Annotated in this window: 22 protein-coding genes; 5 read left to right on the plus strand and 17 right to left on the minus strand. The window is 57.2% G+C overall.

The window, feature by feature from the left end; genetic code table 11:
- Positions 1-62: 62 nt before the first annotated feature.
- Genes FOT55_RS22000 through FOT55_RS22025 form a run of 6 tightly spaced genes read right to left on the minus strand, consistent with a single transcriptional unit; the run spans position 63 to position 4,743 of the window.
- Positions 63-677, minus strand: a complete 615-nt coding sequence (locus FOT55_RS22000) for a hypothetical protein (RefSeq protein ID WP_147824015.1) — start codon at positions 675-677, stop codon at positions 63-65.
- Positions 678-698: 21 nt separating this feature from the next.
- On the minus strand, positions 699-1,241 hold the full coding sequence (locus FOT55_RS22005) for a 3'-5' exonuclease (protein ID WP_147824016.1): 543 nt from the start codon (positions 1,239-1,241) through the stop codon (positions 699-701).
- Positions 1,238-2,404 (minus strand): hypothetical protein, encoded by a 1,167-nt coding sequence (locus FOT55_RS22010; protein WP_147824017.1) that lies wholly within the window; start codon positions 2,402-2,404, stop codon positions 1,238-1,240. The genes FOT55_RS22005 and FOT55_RS22010 overlap by 4 nt, the downstream gene beginning before the upstream one ends.
- A gap of 1 nt (position 2,405) precedes the next feature.
- Positions 2,406-3,308, minus strand: a complete 903-nt coding sequence (locus tag FOT55_RS22015; protein ID WP_147824018.1) for an ATP-binding protein — start codon at positions 3,306-3,308, stop codon at positions 2,406-2,408.
- A complete protein-coding gene (locus FOT55_RS22020) occupies positions 3,305-3,796 on the minus strand; it encodes an HORMA-1 domain-containing protein (RefSeq protein ID WP_147824019.1) in 492 nt (163 codons plus the stop codon). Before FOT55_RS22020 ends, FOT55_RS22015 begins: the two co-directional genes overlap by 4 nt.
- Positions 3,793-4,743: a CBASS oligonucleotide cyclase gene (locus FOT55_RS22025; RefSeq protein ID WP_147824020.1), complete on the minus strand. Its 951-nt coding sequence runs from the start codon at positions 4,741-4,743 to the stop codon at positions 3,793-3,795. The genes FOT55_RS22020 and FOT55_RS22025 overlap by 4 nt, the downstream gene beginning before the upstream one ends.
- Positions 4,744-5,238: 495 nt before the next feature.
- Here FOT55_RS22025 and FOT55_RS22030 point away from each other — a divergent pair, with 495 nt between their 5' ends.
- A complete protein-coding gene (locus FOT55_RS22030) occupies positions 5,239-6,243 on the plus strand; it encodes a LacI family DNA-binding transcriptional regulator (protein ID WP_147824021.1) in 1,005 nt (334 codons plus the stop codon).
- Positions 6,244-6,249: 6 nt separating this feature from the next.
- Here FOT55_RS22030 and araD read toward each other — a convergent pair whose 3' ends face one another.
- From araD to FOT55_RS22080, 10 genes are all read right to left on the minus strand, one after another.
- Complete coding sequence (gene araD / locus FOT55_RS22035) at positions 6,250-6,942, minus strand: L-ribulose-5-phosphate 4-epimerase (protein ID WP_033632583.1); 693 nt, start codon at positions 6,940-6,942, stop codon at positions 6,250-6,252.
- Positions 6,936-7,805, minus strand: coding sequence for an L-ribulose-5-phosphate 3-epimerase (locus FOT55_RS22040; RefSeq protein ID WP_147824022.1), 870 nt, complete (start codon positions 7,803-7,805; stop codon positions 6,936-6,938). The genes araD and FOT55_RS22040 overlap by 7 nt, the downstream gene beginning before the upstream one ends.
- Positions 7,792-9,279, minus strand: a complete 1,488-nt coding sequence (locus FOT55_RS22045) for an FGGY-family carbohydrate kinase (RefSeq protein ID WP_147824023.1) — start codon at positions 9,277-9,279, stop codon at positions 7,792-7,794. The genes FOT55_RS22040 and FOT55_RS22045 overlap by 14 nt, the downstream gene beginning before the upstream one ends.
- 8 nt (positions 9,280-9,287) lie before the next feature.
- The gene (locus FOT55_RS22050) at positions 9,288-10,277 is read right to left on the minus strand and encodes an ABC transporter permease (protein WP_033655114.1); all 990 of its coding nucleotides are present in this window, start codon (positions 10,275-10,277) and stop codon (positions 9,288-9,290) included.
- Complete coding sequence (locus FOT55_RS22055; protein WP_147824024.1) at positions 10,274-11,764, minus strand: sugar ABC transporter ATP-binding protein; 1,491 nt, start codon at positions 11,762-11,764, stop codon at positions 10,274-10,276. Before FOT55_RS22055 ends, FOT55_RS22050 begins: the two co-directional genes overlap by 4 nt.
- Before the next feature lie 54 nt (positions 11,765-11,818).
- Positions 11,819-12,736 carry an ABC transporter substrate-binding protein gene (locus tag FOT55_RS22060; protein WP_015378502.1) on the minus strand — a complete coding sequence of 306 codons (918 nt, stop codon included), beginning with the start codon at positions 12,734-12,736 and terminating at the stop codon, positions 11,819-11,821.
- 135 nt (positions 12,737-12,871) lie between these two features.
- Positions 12,872-13,939, minus strand: a complete 1,068-nt coding sequence (locus FOT55_RS22065; protein ID WP_147824025.1) for a zinc-binding dehydrogenase — start codon at positions 13,937-13,939, stop codon at positions 12,872-12,874.
- Positions 13,940-14,293: 354 nt separating this feature from the next.
- A complete protein-coding gene (gene tmaR, locus FOT55_RS22070) occupies positions 14,294-14,611 on the minus strand; it encodes a PTS system regulator TmaR (RefSeq protein WP_004935612.1) in 318 nt (105 codons plus the stop codon).
- A gap of 160 nt (positions 14,612-14,771) precedes the next feature.
- Complete coding sequence (locus FOT55_RS22075; RefSeq protein ID WP_089181126.1) at positions 14,772-15,839, minus strand: FUSC family protein; 1,068 nt, start codon at positions 15,837-15,839, stop codon at positions 14,772-14,774.
- 94 nt (positions 15,840-15,933) lie between these two features.
- Complete coding sequence (locus FOT55_RS22080) at positions 15,934-16,701, minus strand: N-acetylmuramoyl-L-alanine amidase (RefSeq protein WP_025303521.1); 768 nt, start codon at positions 16,699-16,701, stop codon at positions 15,934-15,936.
- Between the two features lie 175 nt (positions 16,702-16,876).
- On the opposite strand from FOT55_RS22080, the gene FOT55_RS22085 reads away from it, so the two are divergent.
- The gene (locus FOT55_RS22085) at positions 16,877-17,623 is read left to right on the plus strand and encodes a S24 family peptidase (RefSeq protein ID WP_033643785.1); all 747 of its coding nucleotides are present in this window, start codon (positions 16,877-16,879) and stop codon (positions 17,621-17,623) included.
- Positions 17,624-17,657: 34 nt separating this feature from the next.
- Here the strand turns inward: FOT55_RS22085 and FOT55_RS22090 are convergent, their stop codons facing one another.
- Positions 17,658-18,767, minus strand: coding sequence for an SDR family oxidoreductase (locus FOT55_RS22090; RefSeq protein ID WP_147824230.1), 1,110 nt, complete (start codon positions 18,765-18,767; stop codon positions 17,658-17,660).
- A gap of 258 nt (positions 18,768-19,025) precedes the next feature.
- On the opposite strand from FOT55_RS22090, the gene FOT55_RS22095 reads away from it, so the two are divergent.
- From FOT55_RS22095 to sbcB, 3 genes are all read left to right on the plus strand, one after another.
- Positions 19,026-19,232, plus strand: coding sequence for a hypothetical protein (locus FOT55_RS22095; RefSeq protein ID WP_025303523.1), 207 nt, complete (start codon positions 19,026-19,028; stop codon positions 19,230-19,232).
- Positions 19,233-19,286: 54 nt separating this feature from the next.
- On the plus strand, positions 19,287-19,475 hold the full coding sequence (locus FOT55_RS22100) for a DNA polymerase III subunit theta (protein ID WP_025303524.1): 189 nt from the start codon (positions 19,287-19,289) through the stop codon (positions 19,473-19,475).
- Positions 19,476-19,565: 90 nt separating this feature from the next.
- Entirely contained in the window at positions 19,566-20,993 is a 1,428-nt protein-coding gene (gene sbcB, locus FOT55_RS22105; RefSeq protein ID WP_025303525.1) for an exodeoxyribonuclease I, read from the plus strand.
- Positions 20,994-21,038: the final 45 nt, after the last annotated feature.

The following is a 21,038-nucleotide window of genomic DNA, read 5'->3' on the forward strand; positions in this document are numbered from 1 at the left end:
CTTGGAAAATGCCCACCTAAGTTGCAGTGATTAAATATATCCTCTGGTATAGTTTATACAGTTCACTTTTTTAATGAAGCATGAGCATAAATAGAAAAAAAATAAAATATACCTAATGTCAAACATGCATCTGTTATGAAGATAGAGTAGTCCTGCGCATGCAAGTCATTTAACAGACGCATACCGAGAAAGGAGACCAGTAATGCACCTAGAATGAGGACATAGCTCAGGCCTGTCATGAAAGAAGAAAATGTACGGTGTTTATTATAAAAATTACCTTCTCGTGTAAAGCTTACGCTGCCAGTCGGTAGATTTAATGCTGATCTTATATCAGTTTCAAGACCACTTAAGTACTGATAATTGCGTCTTATAAAACAGGTTTTATGGTAAAGGTTTATTGTAAGATAAAAAACCACTATTATGAATATGCTTTGTATGACACCATAGGGAAAGCTTTTCTTGAGCTCCTTTATCCGATCGTCACTCGCAATTCCACATAATTTCGCAATAATATCAACAAGTAATGGCTGTGCTTCAGAAACATTAAAAGTTAGTAGTGTCGAAAAGCCGACAACAGCTAGCAAAATAAGCAGCGACTGATTTCTGCTTTCCCATACAGAAAATGTCAGATCATAAGTTTTATGATAATGCTCAACCAGCAGTTCTTGGTTCTGCATGACAACCTCAATCTCTTTAAGTTATTTAAATTTTATAATCGACCTGAACAAATTGGCCTGAAATATTGCATCCTTAAGGGCGTTATGATTAGCTGTCATCGGTACATCGAGTACTTTCGTCATATGAGATGATTTACTTTCTAACCATGACGTTGCCAATCGACCCATAAATAATGCTTTAATATCAAGCGCGCTAAAGCCAAATGGATTTTCTCCAAGGTAAACATGAAAATAATAATTAATAAATGACCAGTCAAAGGGGGCATTCAGGCCAACAAAGATAGGTATATCATCTGACGACGTCACCTGGTCTATCCACTGTTTAAAAGCCAGCATTGCCTCCTGTGGCGGAAGCCCCCTGTCCTCCAGTTCTTCCAGGGTAAGTCCGGTTATTTCGAGTGCAGCAGGAATAAATTCGGATGTTGTTGGTTTGAGTTCGCATGAGAAGTTCACATCCGTATCAGATACCAGACATGCTCCAATACTGAGCAAACTGTATTTCCCGGGGACCGGGCCCGAGGCTTCTATATCAACAGAGATGAAAATTTCTTTTTTTACTGTCATGGCATTAACGGATCCATTGAGACTATTGTCGAGCGGGATTTAATTGAATTCCAGTGTGCAAGAAATTCACGCTTTTTGTCTTCAACCATACCTTCATCGCTCCACATGTGGGCTGATACAGTCTGAATATCAAACGGTAACTGAGTCCCTTCCTTGGCCAGTATCATTGTGGTATGCCCTCTCCCTAATGCATATCCCAGCTCAAGGAAGCAGTTCGGCCTTGAACCCGTAAGATCTGCAATCACCACCCGGCTTCGGTGAAGTCGTTCAAAGACTTCCTGGTTAACGTTCGCATGCTCATAACCCTGGCTACCATCAACAATGACCATACGGTACCCCAGTTCATTCTCCATAACGGGTGTAATAACACATTCAAAGTAGTTCTTCACCGCTATGTAATCTTCATGTGTCCGATTCATTAAACAGACAAAAAATGCAGTAGGTGGCGTAAGGTTCTTCAGAAGCTGTATGACGGTCTCAGCACGTTCTTGCGGACTTTTTCGGTTAGGAAAATCCAGCAAATTAATCCAGTCATGAGACGAACGATCATCTTCTGTTTTAAAGAGCCTCTCTGAATGCGAGCTTGCCAGAGCATACTCAAAAATTTTACGAGAACCTGTGTTATTTGCCCCAATATTGAAATTGAGAGGGATAACTGGTTTACCGGCATCATGATAAAGATTTGATAGAAACAACACCCCCTCACTCCCACCGATGGTAATGAGCACATCGCCTGATCGGGACTGTATCTCCATCCTTTTACTGGCCATGTTCCAGTGGGCTGCACTTTCAATCCTGACGTGTGAGGTGCCCCGATATTCATCCCATTGTTCAATATATTCTTCGGGAATTTGATCCTCATTTTTATGGTGTTTCACTGCAATAATAAGCGGACCCGGGGCCCCTGAAGGCCGGTGATGAAGATTTTTTATGACTTCATTCCAGACTAACCAGTCAAAACATATCGGTTTGTTGTCACTGGAGCGAATTTTTTCGGCATCAACAGGAATGACGAAATTTGCCCCCTGACGGACTAACTCTCGAACGAGGCTGGCAACAAACGCCCGGGCTTTGTCCACCTCTCCGCCAGATGCAAGCTCTATTTGCTCCGGAATGCTGCCCGTAATATGAATTCGCCTTCCAAGCAAAAAGTGACCAGGCATGTTACCGATCCTCCATAACAGGTGATGATTTTAGTGAGAGAGCTGTCTGAAGGATAATCTCGTATGATAAAGGCTTATCCGGAAAAGCTTTTGCCAGTGCAGCCGGATACAGTCGTGTACGAATGTCGGAGAACGTCCATCCGGGTTTTCCTTCATTCGGACCTGTAGCCTTAACCAGGACACCTTTTTGCTGAGGTGATAAACCTAACCCCTGTAAATCCATATCAAATAGCGCCAGTCGCTCTGCATCGCTGGGGCGAGAAAACTCCTCCACGACAGCGGCACGGCGGATAAGGGCTGCGTCAAGTACTGATAAGCGGTTAGTACACAGGAATACGACGATACGCCCCTGATATTTTCTAAGATCGTCAATGCATTGAATGAGGGTGTTCACCGCAACCTTATCTTCATGATGGCTATGCTCTTGCGTTCGCGATGAAGCAAGTGAGTCACCTTCATCAATTATCAGTATGCCACGGCGATTTTTTCCAGCAGACTTTATCACCTCTGCAAATGCCTGGTTTATGAGAGTACCCATCTCACCGACTTTGCCACTCCCCCTGACTCTGTTACTAATTTTAAAGAGAATGGAATCTTCCGCTCCAGCATCTTTGGCAAGCATGTTTGCAATACATTCAGCTGTTGCAGTTTTGCCAGTACCCACATCCCCATGAAAAATAACGAGCGGGTACTGGTCTGATACAAGGCTACAGATGGGTAAATTATTCTGATGAAACTTCACACCCCAGGATTCCAGTTTCCCCAGATTCAACAGTAAACGTAACTGATTGTGGATTTTACTGTATCGATTTTCGAAACCCAGCAATGTTTTCTGTCGTGAAAAAAGGGAACCATCAGGTAACGGTGTCTCGCTGTCAAAAATCTTATTTTGCTGATTTATCATGAAAAATCCTTTCTTTCTATGCCATACCCATTGCTTTCATAGTCACGTCCCTTTGTAGAATTAAGGGAAGAGTGCGATGTGTCAGCAGTGCTGGGTGACCAAGCGATCCTGAGTTTAGATTTAAGTTTATCCCTGGCGGTTTGATCATAGGCGCTTGTATAGGATATAACGATCCTCAGAAAAGGCGCCGGTACGGTTGGCCACAGTACGCCGCCGGGCCTGCTCGTCTGCAGCCCGCCAGCTTCCGAATTCACAACATAACGGATAGCCCGGATTTCCTTCCCGTCACTAAGGAGTGTCAAATCGATATGTTTAAGATATCCGTTGCATGCTAAAAGCTCTACATCGTGCGCCCACTTTTTAACTTGCTCAACGTCAACGGCTTTTGTACTTTCGGCAATCATTATGAAGTCGGCAGTGACTCGACGCATTACATTTTGAACATCTGCCACAGAGTAGGATTCTGTTGAAGAAAATGACTGACTCATGCCTCTTCCCTTACTTTTAAACGTGGACCGAAGAGCTCTTTCCAGATAGCCAAATCGTCCTCTACTGAAGCATGATGCGCTATCTCCCAAGCTTCGGCAGCAGCATCTACAATCTCAAGTCTTTCGTCATCGCTCAGACGACTGGCAACATTGTTGGTCACGCAAACCGGGTCGATAATGACAACTGGATCTGAAAAATCAGGAATATCATTCCCGTTCTCGGGAAAAAATATTTTCTCTTTAAGCCCTGACTGAGCAATGTAAAGCAGAAACTGCCTGAAGCGGCTCTCAATACTTCCTTCTTTACCGTTCTTATCAAGCAGAAAAGCCAGAATAAGCTCAATAGTAAATGATTTCAGATGTGTTAACCCGGCATGATTTCGCCACTTTTTAGCCAGTCGAACAAGCGTTCTGAAGTCATTGTCTGTATCTTTTCTGTCACGAATAAACTTTATTTGACACGGCGCGCAGGTGTGAAGTTTTGTCCCCTCATGGATGTCGAATTGCCATCCATACCCGGCTTTGTCGGTGTCTTCTATCACAGGAACAACGTCAACATTCAGCCCAGATTTTACGAAGGTCACGGTTGCCGCTTTTCGCTGAAGCTGGAAATCTTCAACAGATTTGTTGGGGTAGAGTTTTAGCAGAGCGTTGAAGATTTTTTCGCTGAGACTCCCGAGGGTTTCCTGGGTAACATCCTTTCCGGAAATATAAAAAACCACATCTACATCGACAGGATCTTCATATGTTTTACGCAAAATTGTAAATTTTGCAAAGGAACCAGCTTTAACAACTTTGGTTATTTTGATCTCATCCTGCTCTTTCACGGATTTCTTTAGCTCAGCAATCAGCCGATCAACCTGAGCATGGTATTCAGTTCTTTTATCCGAGGGAAGCCTCAGGACATTACTGTCATAGTAGCGGAGTTCTGTGTTGCTGAGCGGCATGCTTGATCCTTTTTTGGCGTTTCTCTGGCTGGGGCTGATGACCACTTTTTGTGAAGGTCAATGACTAAATAGTGCCGCTTCGTTTGTTTTCAAGGGGGGACAGCGAAAAAAAGACAGAATGAATAAGCTCGCCCATTTTGCCTCAGGGGAGGAGTATTTTTTTCCTTCTGGTCCCCAGGGCAGAACCTATGTAATACAGCTAACTGTTCGGCTCCCGACAGGTTGATGCAATATAGGAGTTAACAATCTCCGCTGTTGGTACAAAGCAGTCATTAATGCCTAACTTAGACCATGAAACACGCCTTACCAAACTCCCCGCCAACAAAATATAGCCACACAAAATTATTTAATTCGTAATTAATAAATAAATGAAATTATTAATTTCGTGTTCATCTCGTTATTTTCCTGCCCACAACTCCTACTACTCCCCCTAGCACCGCCCCCGACCTTTCCCTACAATAAGGGATCTGTTGAGGCATAACGCAAGGAAAGACGGTGTCGAAAGCCAATCCCAATGCCACTATCGTGGATATCGCCCGCCGCGCCAGGGTGACCAATATCACCGTTTCCCGCGCCTTCAATAAGCCCGAGCTGGTCAAGCCGGAAACCCGCGAGCGCATTCACGCCATCGCCAAAGAGCTGAACTATGTGCCCAACGCCTTCGCGCAGGGGCTGAAAAGCAGCAGCAGCCAGATTATCGGCATCGTCACCAGCAGCATGTATAACCCGTTCTATTCCGGCCTGATCAAGACCGTGTCGCGCATTGCGCGTCAGCAGGGCTACCAGATCATGCTGTTCGACACCGACGGCTGCGAAGAGGCGGAAATGCGCGCCATTCAGGCGCTGTTCGGCTATAAGGCGCGCGGCATCCTGCTGTCGGCGGTGCGCGATGATAAGCGCTACCGCCCCGCCTATCTCGAGCTGGCTGAGGTGTACGGCGTGCCGCTGATCCTGATCGACCGCGATCTTTACGATCAGCAGCTGAGCGGCGTGTTCCTCGATAACCGCGAGATCGGCGTGCTGGCCGGGCGCTATCTGGCGGAGCAGCCGGAGAAGAAACTTTTGATCATCGGCGGCCCGGCGGATTCGGAAATTACTTTAACGCGCACCGCAGGCATCGTCGCGGCGCTGCAGGGCAGCGGGCGTGAGATTCATATCATCAACGGCGACTATGATTTCACCTCGCAGGAAAGCGAGGTGCGCGCCTATCTGGCGCAGCCGGAGAACCGCCCGGATTACATCATCGGCCTGAACGGCATCATCACGCTGGGCGCCATCGCCATTTGCCACGAGATGGGGCTTTATGAACAGGTGAAGTTCTTCTCGATAGACGAGCCGCCGCGCGCCGGTGCTTACGGCCTGCACATTCCGGGGGTGTATCACGATACGCAGAAACTGGGGGAGATCGCCGCGGAGCTGCTGTTCAGCGCCATTCACAGCCCGCGCGGCGAGCTGCCGGTGCGCAGAGAGTTCTTCACCGGCTCGCTGTTGAATCGCTGACGGGCGCTATTGCCCGTAGTAGGCGTGTTTGCCGTGCTTGCGCAGGAAATGTTTGTCCAATAGCTCCGGCTGCATCGGGGCGATGGCCGGCGCCAGCTGGCGCGTCGCCATCGCCATGATCGCCACCTCTTCCAGCACCACCGCGTTGTGCACCGCATCCGCCGCGTCCTTGCCCCAGGCGAACGGGCCGTGGGAATAGACCAGCACTCCCGGCACCTGCTGCGGATCGCGCCCCGCCTGATTGAAGGTCTCGATAATCACCTTACCGGTTTCCCCCTCGTAATCGCCGGCGATCTCCGCCTCGCTCATCGGCCGGGTGCAGGGAATGTCGCCGTAAAAGTAGTCGGCGTGGGTGGTGCCCAGCGCCGGGATCGGCTGCCCGGCCTGCGCCCAGATGGTGGCGTTGCGGCTGTGGGTGTGCACCACGCCGCCGATATCGGCGAAGGCGCGGTACAGCGCCAGGTGGGTGGCGGTGTCGGATGAGGGCTTACGGTGCCCTTCGCGCACCTTGCCCTCCAGATCCACCACCACCAGATCCTCCAGCGTCATCGCCTCGTAGGCGATGCCCGAAGGCTTGATTACCACCAGCCCGCTCTGGCGGTCGATCGCCGAGACGTTGCCCCAGGTAAAGGTCACCAGCCCGTATGCCGGCAGGCTGAGGTTGGCGGCCAGCACCTGCCGCTTGAGTTCGTTCAGCATGCGATGCCTCCCTCGATCATCCGTTGTTCGATCCAGGCCTTGGCCTGGGCGATGCGTTGCTTATCCTGCCCGTCTTCGCGCGCCCACATCTCCAGCAGGTAGGGGCCGCGATAGCCGAGCGCGTTGAGCGCGGAAAAGGCGTGGGCGAAATCCACGCAGCCTTCGCCGAACGGCACGTCGCGGAACTGCCCGGCGCTGCCCGGCCCCACCGCCACGGTGTCTTTGAGGTGCACGGCGGTGATGCTGCCGATGCCCAGCGCCAGCTCGGCGGCGACGTCGTTGCCCCAGGCGCTGAGGTTGCCGAGATCGGGATACACCGTGAACCACGGGCTGTTGACGTGACGGGCGATGTCGCGCCATTTGCTGATGCTGTTGATGAACGGCGTGTCCATCACCTCCACCGACAGCATCACCTGCGCCCTGGCGGCCTGCGCCGCCGCCCACTGCATGCCCTCGATAAAACGCTCGCGGCTGTGGCGATCGGCGGGTTCGTAATAGACGTCGTAGCCCGCCAGCTGGATGTTGCGGATGCCGAGATCCGTCGCCAGTTCCAGCGCCTTGCTCATCAGCCCCCGCGCCCGCTCGCGGGTGGCAGCGTCATGGCTGCCGAACGGCTCGCGCCGGTGCGCCGACAGGCACAGGCTCGGCACCGTCACCCCGCTGTCGAGCCGCGCCTGGATAAACGCCAGCCGCTGGCGGCGATCCCAGTCCAGCCGCTGCTGGCGCGCCGGCTGCTCGTCGATCGACATCTCCACGAACTCAAAGCCCAGCTCGGCGGCGGTGGCCAGCCGCTGCGGCCAGCTCAGATCGGCGGGCAGCGCCTTTTCATACAGCCCCAGACAGGCGGCGTTAGTCGTTTGCATCAGTCACCTCACTCAAAGCCTGAGCGACCGCCAGATAGCGCGCCTGCTGGGCGCGCAGGCGCCGGTGGGCGGCGGTCGCGGGATAATAACAACGCAGCTTGGGCGGCGCGGCGGCGATCGCTTCGGCGAACCCGGCGTACTCCCCGGCGCCGACGGCGGCGCACAGGGCGGCGGCGCGGCAGCCGCTTTGACGCGTTTCCACCACCTCGAGCGGCAGGTTGCCGGCGTCGGCGTACATCTGCATCCAGACCTCGGACTGCGTCGGCCCGCCGGTCATGCGCACCCGCTCGATGCGCGAGTTCAGCTGCACCATGCGCTCCTGATGGATCAGGTGCGAGAACACGATGCCCTGGTAGATCGCCTGCACCACGTCCGCCATCTCGTGGTGGGCGCTCAGGCCAATCAGCCCGCCCGGCGTGTTGCCGCCGAGGTTGGAGCCGTACAGATAAGGCAGGAACAGCAGCCCGCTCGGCTGCTCGCGGCGCTCGGCCACCCAGGCGTTGAACTGGGCGTAGCGCTGCCGGTCGTCGGCGCAGAACTGGCGCAGGAACCAGGCCAGGTTGCCGGCCGAGGTCGGGCTGCCTTCGTGCGCGAAATAGCAGCCGTCGATGCAGTAGCGCCCCCAGGCGTAGGGATAATCGGCGGGAATGATGCGCTCGGTTACGCAGGTGGCGATCGACCAGGTGCCCGCCACCGCGCTGAGCGTGCGATCGTCGGCCACGCCGGAGCTGAGCGCCGCGCCCACCACGTCGAACAGGCCGCCGTACACCGCAGTGCCCGCGCGCAGGCCACACTGCGCCGCCGCAGCGGCCGTCACCCGCCCGGCCAGCTGCGCAGAGCCGATCACCGGCGCGGTCTTCTCCTGCGCCTCTTCGATGCCGAAGGCCACCATCAGCGCCGGATCGTAAGCGCCGCTGTGCTGGTTAAACAGGTTGCTGCCGGAGATGTTGGTCACCTCGGCCGCCGCCTCGCCGGTGAGGCGAAAGCGCAGGTAGTCGTGTGCCATCAGGATGCGATCGACGGCGGCGTACTGCGCCGGCTGCCGCTGCTTCAGCCAGCGCAGCAGCAGCGCCGGGTGGCTGGGCCACAGCGGCTGCAGGCTGCACGGGTAGGTCTGCGCGTCCACCCCGGCGCGGCGCAGCTCAGCCACCGTGGCCGCCGCGCGGTTGTCCGAAGAGAGGATGCCGTTGCCGACCGGTTTGCCGTGGCGGTCGATGGCGTACAGCCCTTTGCCGTGCGCCGAAAAGCTGACGCCGCGCACCTGGCCGGCCTCCAGCCCCGCCGCGTGCAGCGTCTGGCGGATCGCCGCGCAAACGTCATCCCACAACGCGTCCATATTGCGTTCGCTGAAGCCCGGCTGGGCGGCAATCGCCGCGCCGTCGCGCTCGGCGATCGCCAGCTCTTCGCCGCTTGCCCGATACAGCCCGGCCTTGATCACCGTGCCGCCGACGTCTATGCCAAGAAAGACTGACATCGCGCCTCCTATTTGCGCCGCACAGAGCTGAGGTAGATGGCGGCCAGGATGATGCCGCCCTTCACCACGTTCTGGATATACGGCGACACGTTCATCAGATTGAGGCCGTTGTTGAGCACCCCGAGCATCATCGCCCCCACCAGCGTGCCGACGATGGCGCCGCGCCCGCCGGAGATCGCCGCCCCGCCCAGCACTACGGCGGCGATAGCGTCCAGCTCGAAGCCTTCGCCGGCGTTGGGCTGCCCGCTCATCAGGCGCGAGGTCAGCACCAGCCCGGCCAGCGCGGCGGTCAGGCCGCTGATCACGTACACCAGCATCTTGTAGCGCGGCACGCGGATGCCGCTCAGGCGCGCCGCCTCTTCGTTGCCACCCATCGCGTAGACGTAGCGGCCGAACGGCAGCTGGTTGAGCATCAGCCAGGCCAGCACGTACACGCCGAGCATGATCAGGATCGGCACCTGAATGCCCAGCACCGTGCCGCGGCCGAAGAAGGAGAAAACGTCGGGCAGGCCGGAGATCGGGTAGCCGCCGGTATAGAGCAGCGCCAGGCCGCGGGCGATGCCCATCGACGCCAGGGTGACGATGATCGGCGGCATGCGCAGGTAGGCGATGCAGGCGCCGTTGGCCAGGCCGAACAGCGCGCCGACCGCCAGCGCCGCCACCATCGCCAGCGGAATGGGCACCGCCGCCAGCATCAGCCCGGCGGCGACCGAACCGGCCAGCGCCATCACCGGCCCCACCGAGAGATCGATGCCGCCGGTCAGGATGGCGCAGGTCATGCCCACCGCGATGATGGCGTTGATCGACACCTGGCGCGCCACGTTGGTCAGGTTGTTGACGCTGAGGAAGCTGTCGTTCAACAGGCTCATCAGCACGAACAGGATCACAAAGCCGATAAACGGCAAGACCGCCGGGTGATGCAGCAGTTTTTCCCAGCGCTTGCCGAGGCTGGGGCCGGCGGCGCGGCGCGCCACGGCGGGTTGTTCAATTCCGATCATAAGGCACTCCCGGTCGCGTGAAGCATGATGTGGTTGGATTCGATGTCGTCGCCGGTCAGCTCGGCGACGATGTGGCCGCCGCGAAACACCAGCACGCGGTCGCACACGCCGATGATCTCCGGCAGTTCGGAGGAAATCATGATGATGGAGATGCCCTGCTGGGTCAGTTGCTGCATCAGCTGGTAGATCTCGGCCTTGGCGCCCACGTCGATGCCGCGCGTCGGCTCGTCGAAGATCAGGATGTTGCAGTCGTTGTTGAGCCAGCGGGCGATCACCACCTTCTGCTGGTTGCCGCCGCTCAGGGTGCTGACGGCGGTCTCAGCGTCCGGGGTTTTCACCCCCACGGCGCGGATCAGCCGCTGCACCACGTCGCGATCCTTGCGGGCGCTGACGAAGATCTTGCCGCGCCGGTGGTGCCGGTTGAGGGTGACGTTCTGCGCCACCGAGAACGGCAGCACCAGGCCCTCGGTTTTGCGGCTCTCCGGCAGCAGGCCGATGCCCTGCGCCAGCGCCTGCGCTGGGGAGCGCAGCGCCGCCGGTTGGCCGCCGAGGCGGACACGTTTACGGTGGCAGCGGCTGGCGCCGATCAGCGCCGAAACGGTCTCGGTGCGCCCGGAGCCCACCAGCCCGGCGAAGCCGAGGATCTCGCCCTTGTGCAGGTGAAAACGGTCGGTCGCGCCGTGCTTCTCGCGCTGGATCTCCGCCTCCAGCAGCACCGTCGCGGTATCGACCGGGTGCTGTTTCACCGGGAAGGCGTTCTCGATTTTGCGCCCGACCATCAGCCGCACCAGCTCTTCCACGTTGGTGTCGCCGGTGGCCAGCGTTTCGATGTAGGCGCCGTCGCGCAGCACAGTGATGCGATCGCAGATGGTGAAAATCTCGTCCAGGTGGTGCGAGATAAACACCATGCCGACGCCCAGCAGCCGCAGATCGTTCATCACGCTGAACAGGTGCTCGGCCTCGCCTGGCGTCAGCGTGGCGGTCGGCTCATCCAGCACCAGCACCCGCGCCTCCAGCGACAGCGCCTTGGCGATCTCAACGAACTGCTGCTGCGCCACGCTCAGCTGCTCCACCGGGCAATCGAGATCGATAGCCACCGTCAGCCGCTTGAAGATCGCCTCGGCCTTGCGCCGCATCGCCCGCCGATCCAGCAGGCCCCAGCGGTTCCTGATCTCCCGGTTGAGGAAGATGTTGTCGATGGCGCTCATGTAGGGAATCAACGAGAATTCCTGAAAAATAATGCCGACCCCGGCCTCGATCGCCTGGCGATAGTTGTTAAAGCGGCGCTGCTCGCCGTCGATAAAAATATCGCCCTCGTCCGGCTGATAGATGCCACACATGATTTTCACCAGCGTCGATTTGCCGGCGCCGTTTTCGCCCAGCAGGGCGTGCACCTCGCCGCGTTGAATGGCCAGATCGATGCCGTCCAGCGCCTTCACGCCGGGAAAGCTCTTTTTTATTCGCTTCAGTTCCAGTAAAGGTGTCACCGTATTGCCCTCCGCACCGAACGCCCCGCCGCAGCGGGGCGAACCCGGCTGCTGTTACCAGCTAAAGCCGGCCGCATTGCTGCGGTCGATCAGCTTCACTTTGACCGGCACGGTTTTCGGCACCGTGGCGCCCCAGTAGCGGGCCAGCGCAATGCCGAGCGCAATGCGCAGCTGGTCGCGCGGGAACTGCGCCGAAGTGGCGATGAACGGCGAATTCGGCTTGAGGATCTCTTTGATGGCTTCCGGCTGGCCGTCGACGCTCACCAGCTTGACCTTGGCGCCGTTGCTTTCGATCGCCGCCAGGGCGCCGAGCGCGCCGACGTCGTTGACGCTGAAGATGCCCGCCAGATCCGGCGCCGACTGCAGCATGTTTTCGGTCACGGTCAGCGCGGTGTCACGCTCCTGCTTGCCGTTTTGCTTGGTGACGATCTTGATGTCGGGGTATTTCTTCATCGCCGCTTCAAAGCCGCGCACGCGCTCCAGGATCGGCACCACCGGGATGCCGTCGAGGATCGCCACCTTGCCTTTGCCGCCCAGCGCTTTCGCCAGGTATTCACCCGCCTGGAAGCCGGCGTCGTAGTTTTCCGAGCCGACGAACGAATCCAGCGGCCCTTCCGCCTGCGCGTCGATTGCTACCACCACCGCGCCGGCCTTATGGGCGGAGATCACCGCCGACTGCACCCCCACCGAATCGGTCGGGTTGATCAGCAGGATATCCACCTTCTTCTGCAGCATGTCTTCCACGTCGCCGATCTGTTTGGCGACGTCATGGCGCGCATCGGCCACGTACACCTTGGCGCCGATATCCGCCGCCGCCTGATCCAGCGCCTGCTTCATGGTGACGAAGTAGTCGTTGTTCATTTCCTGGAACGACATACCGATAGTGATTTGCTTGGCCAGCGCCCCATGGCTGGCCGCCAACATTCCACCGGCGACGATAAAAGGCAGGGTCTTTTTGAATAATGAAAACATAGCCAATTCTCCTGTAGGGAAGCTTCTTGTTGTGGTTATCAGAGCAACAGCATGTCTTTACGTTTGGCCGACCGGCCGGCCCCCCATTGCGGATGGGCCGGCGATCGTGACTGCAACAGCGGTACGGCGGGAGGGTCAGGGAACCAGGATCACCTTGATAGAGTCGGTCGAGTCCGCCAGGGCGAAGGCTTCATCCCAGTCGTTCAATGAATAGCTGTGGGTAACCACGCCGTTGGAAGTCACCAGCCCGCGCTCGAACAGATCGATGGCGATTTCATAGCTGTAGGGCGCCAGGTGCGCGCCGCGAATGTCCAGCTCCTTGCGATCGCCGATGATGGACCAATCGACGGTGGTTTCCTTACCGAACACGCTGAACTCCACGAAGCGGCCCAGCTTGCGGATCATCTGCAGCCCCTGGGTGACGCCGATCGGCGCGCCGGTGGCCTCGATGTAGACGTCGCAGCCGTAGCCGCCGGTCAGCGATTTGACGATCTGGTCGGCGTCTTCCTTCAGCGGGTTGATCACCACGTCGGCGCCGAATTCCTTCGCCAGCGCCAGCCGCTCGTCGATGGCATCGATCACGATCAGTTTCTTCGGCGTCTTCAGGCGCGCCACCTGCACCATGCACAGCCCGAGCGGCCCGGCGCCGGCCAGCACCACCACGTCGTCCAGTTGGATGTCGCCGCGCGCCACGGTGTGAATGGCGCAGGCCATCGGTTCGATCAGTACCGCGTCTTCATGGCTCAGGCTTTCCGGGATCTTGTGCACGATGGCGTTCTCGGAAAAACGCATGTATTCCGCCATGCCGCCCTCCGCCACGTCTTTCTGGAAGCCGTAAATGTTATGCGTCTCACACATCCAGTAACTGCCGGATTTGCAGTAGCGGCACTCCCAGCACGGCACGATCTGCTCGGCGATCACCCGCTCGCCGATCCGGTATTTGCCTTCCACGCCCTCGCCCAGCGCGGCGATGCGGCCGTAGAACTCATGCCCCGGCACCACCGGCGGTTTGACCCACGGGTTCTCTCCCCAAAACATCTGCGCGCCGTTCTTGCATTTGCAGTCGCCGGCGCAGATGCCGCAGCCTTCCACCTTGATCACCAGCTCGCGCGCCTTCGGCAGCGGCGTAGGCACCTGTTCGAAACGATAATCCTGCGGGCCGTGGCAAACGACCGCGTGCATTTTTTCCGGCAACTGGTTCATCTCTTCCTCCAATACACTCGTTAAACGCTTTAACTTTATTAATGTTGACGTTGTCATTTTTATCCAACAAAAAACAAGCAACGAAACAACATGATAAATTTCAATGAATTAATCATCACACATCCCGAAAACTCAAAATGACAACGTGAACATTGATCGACATATAACCAAAGCTGCAAAAATAATTGTTTGAGCAAAATCACAGTTCGTTAACATTGCGGCTAAAAATGCTACAAATGCGGATCGCGATCCCATTTAAAGGATCGATGAGGATCGGGAGATGATCGAAACGGCGGGAAGAAGATGATTGGCAGGAATGCGGGCCAGGCATCGCACCCGGCCCGATAAAGCGGGTTACTTCACTTCGCCCATCGCCTTCAGCTTTTTGGACAGCTCGCGGCGCTCTTTGGACAGATCGGCATTTTTGATGATGTAGTCATCAACGCGATCTTCGTAGTCGCTGCGCATGTTGGCGATGATGCCCTGAATGTCTTCAATGCTCATGCCGGGTTTGATGTACTCGCTCAGGTTGTCGAGCAGCAGCACGCGCTTCTGGTTATCACGAATTTTCTTTTCGTTGTCGACGATCTCGCGTTGCAGTTTGTTTTTGCGGCGGAACATACGCACAAACTCCAGCACGTCCTGGAAACTCGGCTTATTTGCATTATCCATCTTTATACCCTTGCTTTAGTAATACACAGATTCATTTGCTTACGGCCACATGGCACCAAGATACAGGTTTGTGGCGGTCCGGCACAACAGTGATTGCCTTATCTTACCCACTTTGCCCCGGCGGCCAAAACCCAAAGCGCCGCCTTCATGATCTGACCCCCTATTCACGCTCGGCGGCGGTACAAACCTGGAGCAGATCCCCCAACTCTTCCAGCTGCTGCGCCAGCTCCATGCTGAGCCAAACGTAGCCGTAAATCGGCGCTTCGCCGTGCTGGCCGAGGCTGACCTCCTGCATCAGCGTTTTCAGCTCGCCGGCGATCTCCGCCAACTGCCCCGCCACCGCCTGCCGCTGCGCCTGCGGCCCTTCGCGCATCAGCACCGCCAGCGATTCCAGCGAGCTCAGCGTCAGCAGTTGGGTACTGCGCAGCGTGCGGGCGTTCAACATGATGAAGTGCGTTTCGCGCGAGGCCCAGTAGGCGTCGGCCATCAGCTCCAGCGTACACACCAAATTGCGGCTGAGGGTTTGCACCGCCTCGAACACCGCTTTGGGGATGCGGGTTTCCTTGCTGGCGGGCACGATCAGGCTGCGCAGCTTCACCACCTGATTCAACAGATCCTTGAGCTGCGGCTCCAGCCGCGGCCGCTCGATAACGTTCGGCGAAAAATACGCGCCGTAGAGGCGGGCGGCGGTTTGCAGGCAGTCCGCCATTTGCATGCGCCACAGAATGTAGGCGCGCTGTGGGTAGATGCTGGTGAACAGCAGCGCCAGCAGCGAACCGAAGATCACGTCGCCGCTGCGCCACAGCGCGGTGTGCATGTCACCGGCGCCCGCGCCGCATACCACCGCCAGCGTGATCCCCACCAGCAGCGCCATATACGGCCGTTTGCCGAGCGTCAGGTAACCGCAGACGAACATCACCACGCCGCACCAAGCCAGCATCAGCGGCAGCGAATAGAGTTCCAGATACAGGGCGATCAGGCCGGACGCGGCGCCGAACACCGTGCCGGCAATGCGTTGCAGCGCCCGCTGCAGCACGTTGCCCCAAAACGAGATCGGCCCCATCACCACCACCAGGGTGATCAGCGGCCAGGTGCCTTCGGGCACCGCCAGCAGGCGGATCAGCAGAAAGGTCAGAATAAACGCCAGCCCGATGCGCACGCCGTGTACGATGCGGTAGTGGCGATAGGTCAGCAGTTCAAGGGAAGAGATTTTTCGATCGAGGCGCACGATGCCTCCGATAAAGACCAGCCAGGCCGCTATTTTAGCGGAGGAAGCCCGGCGAGGAAAAGGCGAATGAGGCGTCCCCCATTCGCGGTCAGGCTCAGGCGGCGTACTTGTCGACCAGCGCGCGCAGAACGGCGGCGGTTTCAACATCCATCACGCCGTCATACTTCTGCTGACGGAAGTGCAGCTGGAACGCGCGCACCAGCTGGCGATAGCCTTCTGCGGTGTTCGCCGCCGAGGTGTCGTAGCCATATTGGGCGAACAGTTTCAGCAAATCGGCCTGCGCCGGCAGGCCCTGGCTGCAGTATTCCTGCTGGCGCTGCTGCTTGGTCGCTTCGTCATACCAGGCGCCGACGCCGGCCTGATACAGCTGCTGCCACGGGAACTGCGGGCCCGGATCGCTCTTGCGGCCCGGCGCGATATCGGAGTGCGCCACCACGTTCACCGGCGAGATGTCCGGATAACGCTGCAGGATGTTCTGCGCCAGCTGGGTGACCGCCTCGATCTGCTGCGGATTGAACGGCGGGAAGGTGATGTTTCCACCGTCGCCGCTCGCCAGGTTAACGATCTCGATGCCGATCGAGGTGTCGTTGATATTGCTGCGGGTGCCCCACTGGCTGGTGCCGGCATGCCAGGCGCGCTCGTTCTCGTCCACCAGGTTGAAAATGCGCACGCCGCTGAAGCCGGCGGCCTGATAGGTGGCCTCAGTCGGATCCGGCACCAGATAGTGCGCGCTGACCGATTTTCCGGTCAACGACTTCACCGAGTCGGCGAAGTTTTGCGCCGTGTAGTGCAGCACCAGAAAACGCACGCGGTGGCCGAAGCTGGCGACCGATCGGTAGCTATTGTAATCAATCTTGTACATCGTAAAGTCCCTCTCTCGTTTGATTTCACTGAGCGGCCCCTCATCATGACAGGCCGCCCCGCACAGGTGAACCCTTGGCTCACCCTTTTTGTTTTAGCTAATTGCTAAATCATGCGCAAGTGTTTTTAGCAAAATCGTTATTTACCTTTTTGCTAAAGAGTGCGATCATTGCACGATGGAAACTAAAGAAATCAGGCGCAACAATCTGCGCGAATTGATGGCCCGCTACGCCCGGCAAGGCGTCAACCAGAATGAATTCGCCACGCTGGTTGAGTCTTCCGCGCCAACGCTGAGCCAAATCATCGGGGAAAAATCCTCCCGCAATCTTGGCGACAATCTGGCCAGGCGGATCGAGGCCAAGCTGAATTTGCCCAAGGGCTGGTTCGACGTGTTTCACGAAAAGCAGCTGGTGCGCCCGTTTGACAACGTGGCGGCGGAGTCGGACTTCCAGCCCGCCCGTTTAAAACCGGTGGTATGGGAAGATACCGAACAGGACAAGGAAGAGTTTGTGGAGATCCCGCTGCTGGATATCGATTTTTCCGCCGGCGACGGCTGCTACGAAATCGTCGATCGCGAGGAGTTTTCGCTGATCTTCCGCCGTTACTATCTGCACAAGATGGGGGTGGCGGTCAACGCCGCGCGCATTATCCGCATCTCCGGCTCCAGCATGGAACCGCGTCTGCAGGATGGCGACGTGGTCGGCATCAACACCGACGACACGCGCATCCGCGAGGGCAAGACCTATGCCATCCGCCACGGCAATTTGCTGCGGGTGAAGGTGCTGATCGAGCAGCCGGACGGCGGCGTCATCATCCGCTCCCTCAACCGTGAAGAGTACCAGGACGAGCATCTCAGCTATCAGCAGCGCAAGGAGCAACTGGTGGTGCTCGGCCGCGTCTTCTGGTCCTCTTCGTCCTGGTAGCAGAGCAACCTCGGGCGCCCGCTGCGCCCGGCGGTTATTTGAAGTCCACCACCATCTGCTGCTGGATAGACAACCCGCGAGTCGACTGCACGCAACCGGCGATGTAGTCGGTGAAGCGCGGCGGTTTCGGCATGCCCAGCTTGAGGATCTTCTCGTTGCTGAAACGCACGTTGAGCATGGCGAACGAGCCGTACAGGCGCATCGCCTTCAGCATCAGCCGCTCGTTGCACGGGCCGAAAATGTCTTTCAGCTGACGGCGCATTTTCACCAACGCGTCATACGTCACCTGCGCATACTCATCGCCCACCGGCGCTTTTTCCAGCGCTGCCGCCATGGCGCGGTCGATTTCGGCAAAGCTGACGCTGCGCTCTTCACCGGCGGAGATGTGATAAACGTCGTTCTCCAGCGTTTCGCTGTTCATCAGCATCACCAGCGCATCCGCACAGTAGTCCACCGGGATCACGTCGATATTGTCCTGCAGCGAGCACATAAACTTGCGCAGCATCAGCGCCATGCCAAACACCCAGAAAATGCTGCTGGAAGGCTGGCAGCCCAGGCGGGTGTGGCCCACGACAATCGACGGACGAGCGATGGTCAGCGGCATTTGCGGGCAGCGTTGGCGCATCAGCTGTTCGATGGTGGATTTGGAACGCGTATATTCCACCAGATGCTCGGCATCTTCCTCAAATTCGCCGCTCTCCGCCACCAGCGAACCCGGTTCCGGGGAACAGGACATGGCGGTACCGACATGCAGAAAGCGTTTTAATCCCGGCACCTGCGCCATTCTTTCGGCAAAGGCCTGGGTGCCTTCTACGTTTACCTTCCAAATGAGCGGGTTATTACCAAATGAAGCAACGGCCGCACAGTTAATAACGTGCGTGACATTGTTAATACGTGCGTCAGTTAAAAATTCGGCCGGCTCGGAAAGGTCGCCCAACAATATATTTTCTATCGTAATTTTAGACAGCAGATTCGCGTCGATATTAAACTTTTCCATATTCGTGCGAATACGAGCCAATCCTTGCTGCGCATCATCGGCGCGCACCAGTAAAAGATAATTAATAGACTGATTTTCAATCAATAATTTTTCAAGAACTGCACCACCGAGAAAGCCGGTAGCGCCGGTTAACAGTAGCGTTTTCATCATTGTCACCCACATTGGTATTGAATGTGGGAGATTGTATCTGCGGGTATTTAAACAAATATTAAATAGAATTACGGCGCCCAGAATCACTTTTCTTAATATTATCTTAAGGAATCTTTTGAAACATCCATCGTGGCTTTAGTAACAAAAGAAGCGCGTAGATTGGATGATTAATCTCTGCCGTTTAAATACCATTGATGTAGTGCCTGATTTAATTTAACGGTCAATGTTATTTCTCTTCTCGTCCGTGGAGGACCTATGACCTATAACCAAAAAATCTGGTTGGGGGTTTTACTGCTGTGCGCCCTGTTTTGGGGGGCGGTGATAAGCGGCGCCTGTTCGCTGTATAACCGGGCAGATCGCCTCAATGCGCACCAGGCGCAGAACGAGTTCGCCGCGCGCCACAGTCTGGCCCCCAGCTCGCAGCAAAGCGCGCAGGCGTCCACCTCCCCTCGGAATGGGTAGGGACAAGACCCGCTAACGATCCTATTATACCCTAAGGTTAACAGGGAGATAACGATGGTTCGAAAGCTGGATAGCTTACCGCAGGCGCAACGCGAGAAAATAGAAGCCGATTTGCTGGCCATCAGCGTGATCTACAACGAGCGCTACGGCATCGCTTCGACCCAGGCGGAAACAGAACGACAGATCCCCGACCACCTGCTCCCCTACTTTCACCAGCGGCTGGATTTCTATCGCCGTGCGTAATTGCGCGCATTTCGCTAACCGCCGCTTGGCATCGCTCCCTACGCCGTTACAATAGAGGCATATTGTATCCGCCACTGAAGAGACGCGATTTTGAGCAGCAAGGCACCGGCCACATTTTATATCCACGATTACGAGACCTTCGGCAAGAGCCCGTCGCTGGACCGCCCGGCGCAGTTCGCCGGCGTGCGCACCGATATGGATTTCAACATTATCGAAGAGCCGCTGGTCATCTACTGCGCCCCGGCCGATGACTACCTGCCGGAACCCGAGGCGGTGATGATCACCGGCATCACGCCGCAGGTGGCGCGTGCTAAAGGGGTTAACGAGGCCGAGTTCACCCGCCAAATCCATCAGGCCTTCAGCGTGGCCGGCACCTGCATTCTCGGTTACAACAACATCCGCTTCGATGACGAAGTGAGCCGCAATATCTTCTATCGCAACTTCTACGATCCCTACGCCTACAGCTGGCAAAACGGCAACTCGCGCTGGGATCTGCTGGATGTGATGCGCGCCTGCTACGCTCTGCGCCCGGACGGCATCGTTTGGCCGGAAAACGAAGACGGTTTCCCCAGCTTCCGCCTGGAACATCTGACGCGCGCCAACGGCGTCGAGCACACGCAGGCTCACGACGCGATGTCGGACGTTTACGCCACTATCGCCATGGCCAAGCTGGTCAAACAGGCACAGCCGCGGCTGTTCGATTTCCTGCTGCAGCACCGCAACAAGCACAAGCTGAACGCCCTGATCGACGTCGCCGACATGACGCCGCTGGTGCACGTCTCCGGCATGTTCGGCGCGGCGCGCGGCAATACCAGCTGGGTGTCGCCGCTGGCCTGGCACCCGGACAACAAGAACGCGGTGATCATGTGCGATCTGGCCGGCGACATGACGCCGCTGTTGACGCTGAGCGCCGAGCAGCTGCGTGAACGGCTGTATACCCGCCGTGACGATCTGGCGCCGGATCAGGCACCGGTGCCGATCAAGCTGGTGCACATCAACAAATGCCCGGTGCTGGCGCCGGCCAAAACCCTGCTGCCGGAGAACGCCGAGCGGCTGGGCATCGATCGTCAGGCGTGTCTGCAAAATCTGCAGCTGCTGAAACAGCATCCGGAAGTGCGCGAGAAAGTGGTCGCGCTGTTCGCCGAAGCCGAGCCGTTCAAAGGCGCCGACGACGTCGACGCCCGCTTGTACGACGGTTTCTTTAGCGACGCCGACAAGGCGGCGATGAGGATTATCCAGCAGACCAAGCCGCAGAACCTGCCGGCGCTGGATCTGGCCTTCAGCGACGGCCGCATGAAAGAGCTGCTGTTCCGCTTCCGCGCGCGCAACTACCCGAATACGCTGGACGACGCCGAGCAGCGTCGCTGGCTGCAACACCGCCAGGAAGCGCTGAGCGCAGAGCGCGTGCAGAGTTACCTGCTGCAGCTCGAATCGCTGTATAACCTGCACGAAGGCGACAAAGAGAAAACCGCCCTGTTGAAAGCGCTGTTCGATTACGGCAAAGAGTTGGTGGGATAAACCCCGCAGCAAGCAGAAAAGGAAAAGGCCGCGAAAGCGGCCTTT

The sequence above is a fragment of the Serratia bockelmannii genome, assembly GCF_008011855.1.
Classification (GTDB): domain Bacteria; phylum Pseudomonadota; class Gammaproteobacteria; order Enterobacterales; family Enterobacteriaceae; genus Serratia; species Serratia bockelmannii.

Excerpts from the sequence above, each read along its gene's own strand:
- FOT55_RS22000 (WP_147824015.1), bottom strand. The coding sequence starts at position 677 with ATGCAGAACCAAGAACTGCTGGTTGAGCATTATCATAAAACTTATGAT.
- FOT55_RS22005 (WP_147824016.1), bottom strand. The coding sequence starts at position 1,241 with ATGACAGTAAAAAAAGAAATTTTCATCTCTGTTGATATAGAAGCCTCG.
- FOT55_RS22010 (WP_147824017.1), bottom strand. The coding sequence starts at position 2,404 with ATGCCTGGTCACTTTTTGCTTGGAAGGCGAATTCATATTACGGGCAGC.
- FOT55_RS22015 (WP_147824018.1), bottom strand. The coding sequence starts at position 3,308 with ATGATAAATCAGCAAAATAAGATTTTTGACAGCGAGACACCGTTACCT.
- FOT55_RS22020 (WP_147824019.1), bottom strand. The coding sequence starts at position 3,796 with ATGAGTCAGTCATTTTCTTCAACAGAATCCTACTCTGTGGCAGATGTT.
- FOT55_RS22025 (WP_147824020.1), bottom strand. The coding sequence starts at position 4,743 with ATGCCGCTCAGCAACACAGAACTCCGCTACTATGACAGTAATGTCCTG.
- araD (WP_033632583.1), bottom strand. The coding sequence starts at position 6,942 with ATGCTGAACGAACTCAAGCGGCAGGTGCTGGCCGCCAACCTCAGCCTG.
- FOT55_RS22040 (WP_147824022.1), bottom strand. The coding sequence starts at position 7,805 with ATGCAAACGACTAACGCCGCCTGTCTGGGGCTGTATGAAAAGGCGCTG.
- FOT55_RS22045 (WP_147824023.1), bottom strand. The coding sequence starts at position 9,279 with ATGTCAGTCTTTCTTGGCATAGACGTCGGCGGCACGGTGATCAAGGCC.
- FOT55_RS22050 (WP_033655114.1), bottom strand. The coding sequence starts at position 10,277 with ATGATCGGAATTGAACAACCCGCCGTGGCGCGCCGCGCCGCCGGCCCC.
- FOT55_RS22060 (WP_015378502.1), bottom strand. The coding sequence starts at position 12,736 with ATGTTTTCATTATTCAAAAAGACCCTGCCTTTTATCGTCGCCGGTGGA.
- FOT55_RS22065 (WP_147824025.1), bottom strand. The coding sequence starts at position 13,939 with ATGAACCAGTTGCCGGAAAAAATGCACGCGGTCGTTTGCCACGGCCCG.
- tmaR (WP_004935612.1), bottom strand. The coding sequence starts at position 14,611 with ATGGATAATGCAAATAAGCCGAGTTTCCAGGACGTGCTGGAGTTTGTG.
- FOT55_RS22080 (WP_025303521.1), bottom strand. The coding sequence starts at position 16,701 with ATGTACAAGATTGATTACAATAGCTACCGATCGGTCGCCAGCTTCGGC.
- FOT55_RS22085 (WP_033643785.1), top strand. The coding sequence starts at position 16,877 with ATGGAAACTAAAGAAATCAGGCGCAACAATCTGCGCGAATTGATGGCC.
- FOT55_RS22090 (WP_147824230.1), bottom strand. The coding sequence starts at position 18,767 with ATGAAAACGCTACTGTTAACCGGCGCTACCGGCTTTCTCGGTGGTGCA.
- FOT55_RS22095 (WP_025303523.1), top strand. The coding sequence starts at position 19,026 with ATGACCTATAACCAAAAAATCTGGTTGGGGGTTTTACTGCTGTGCGCC.
- FOT55_RS22100 (WP_025303524.1), top strand. The coding sequence starts at position 19,287 with ATGGTTCGAAAGCTGGATAGCTTACCGCAGGCGCAACGCGAGAAAATA.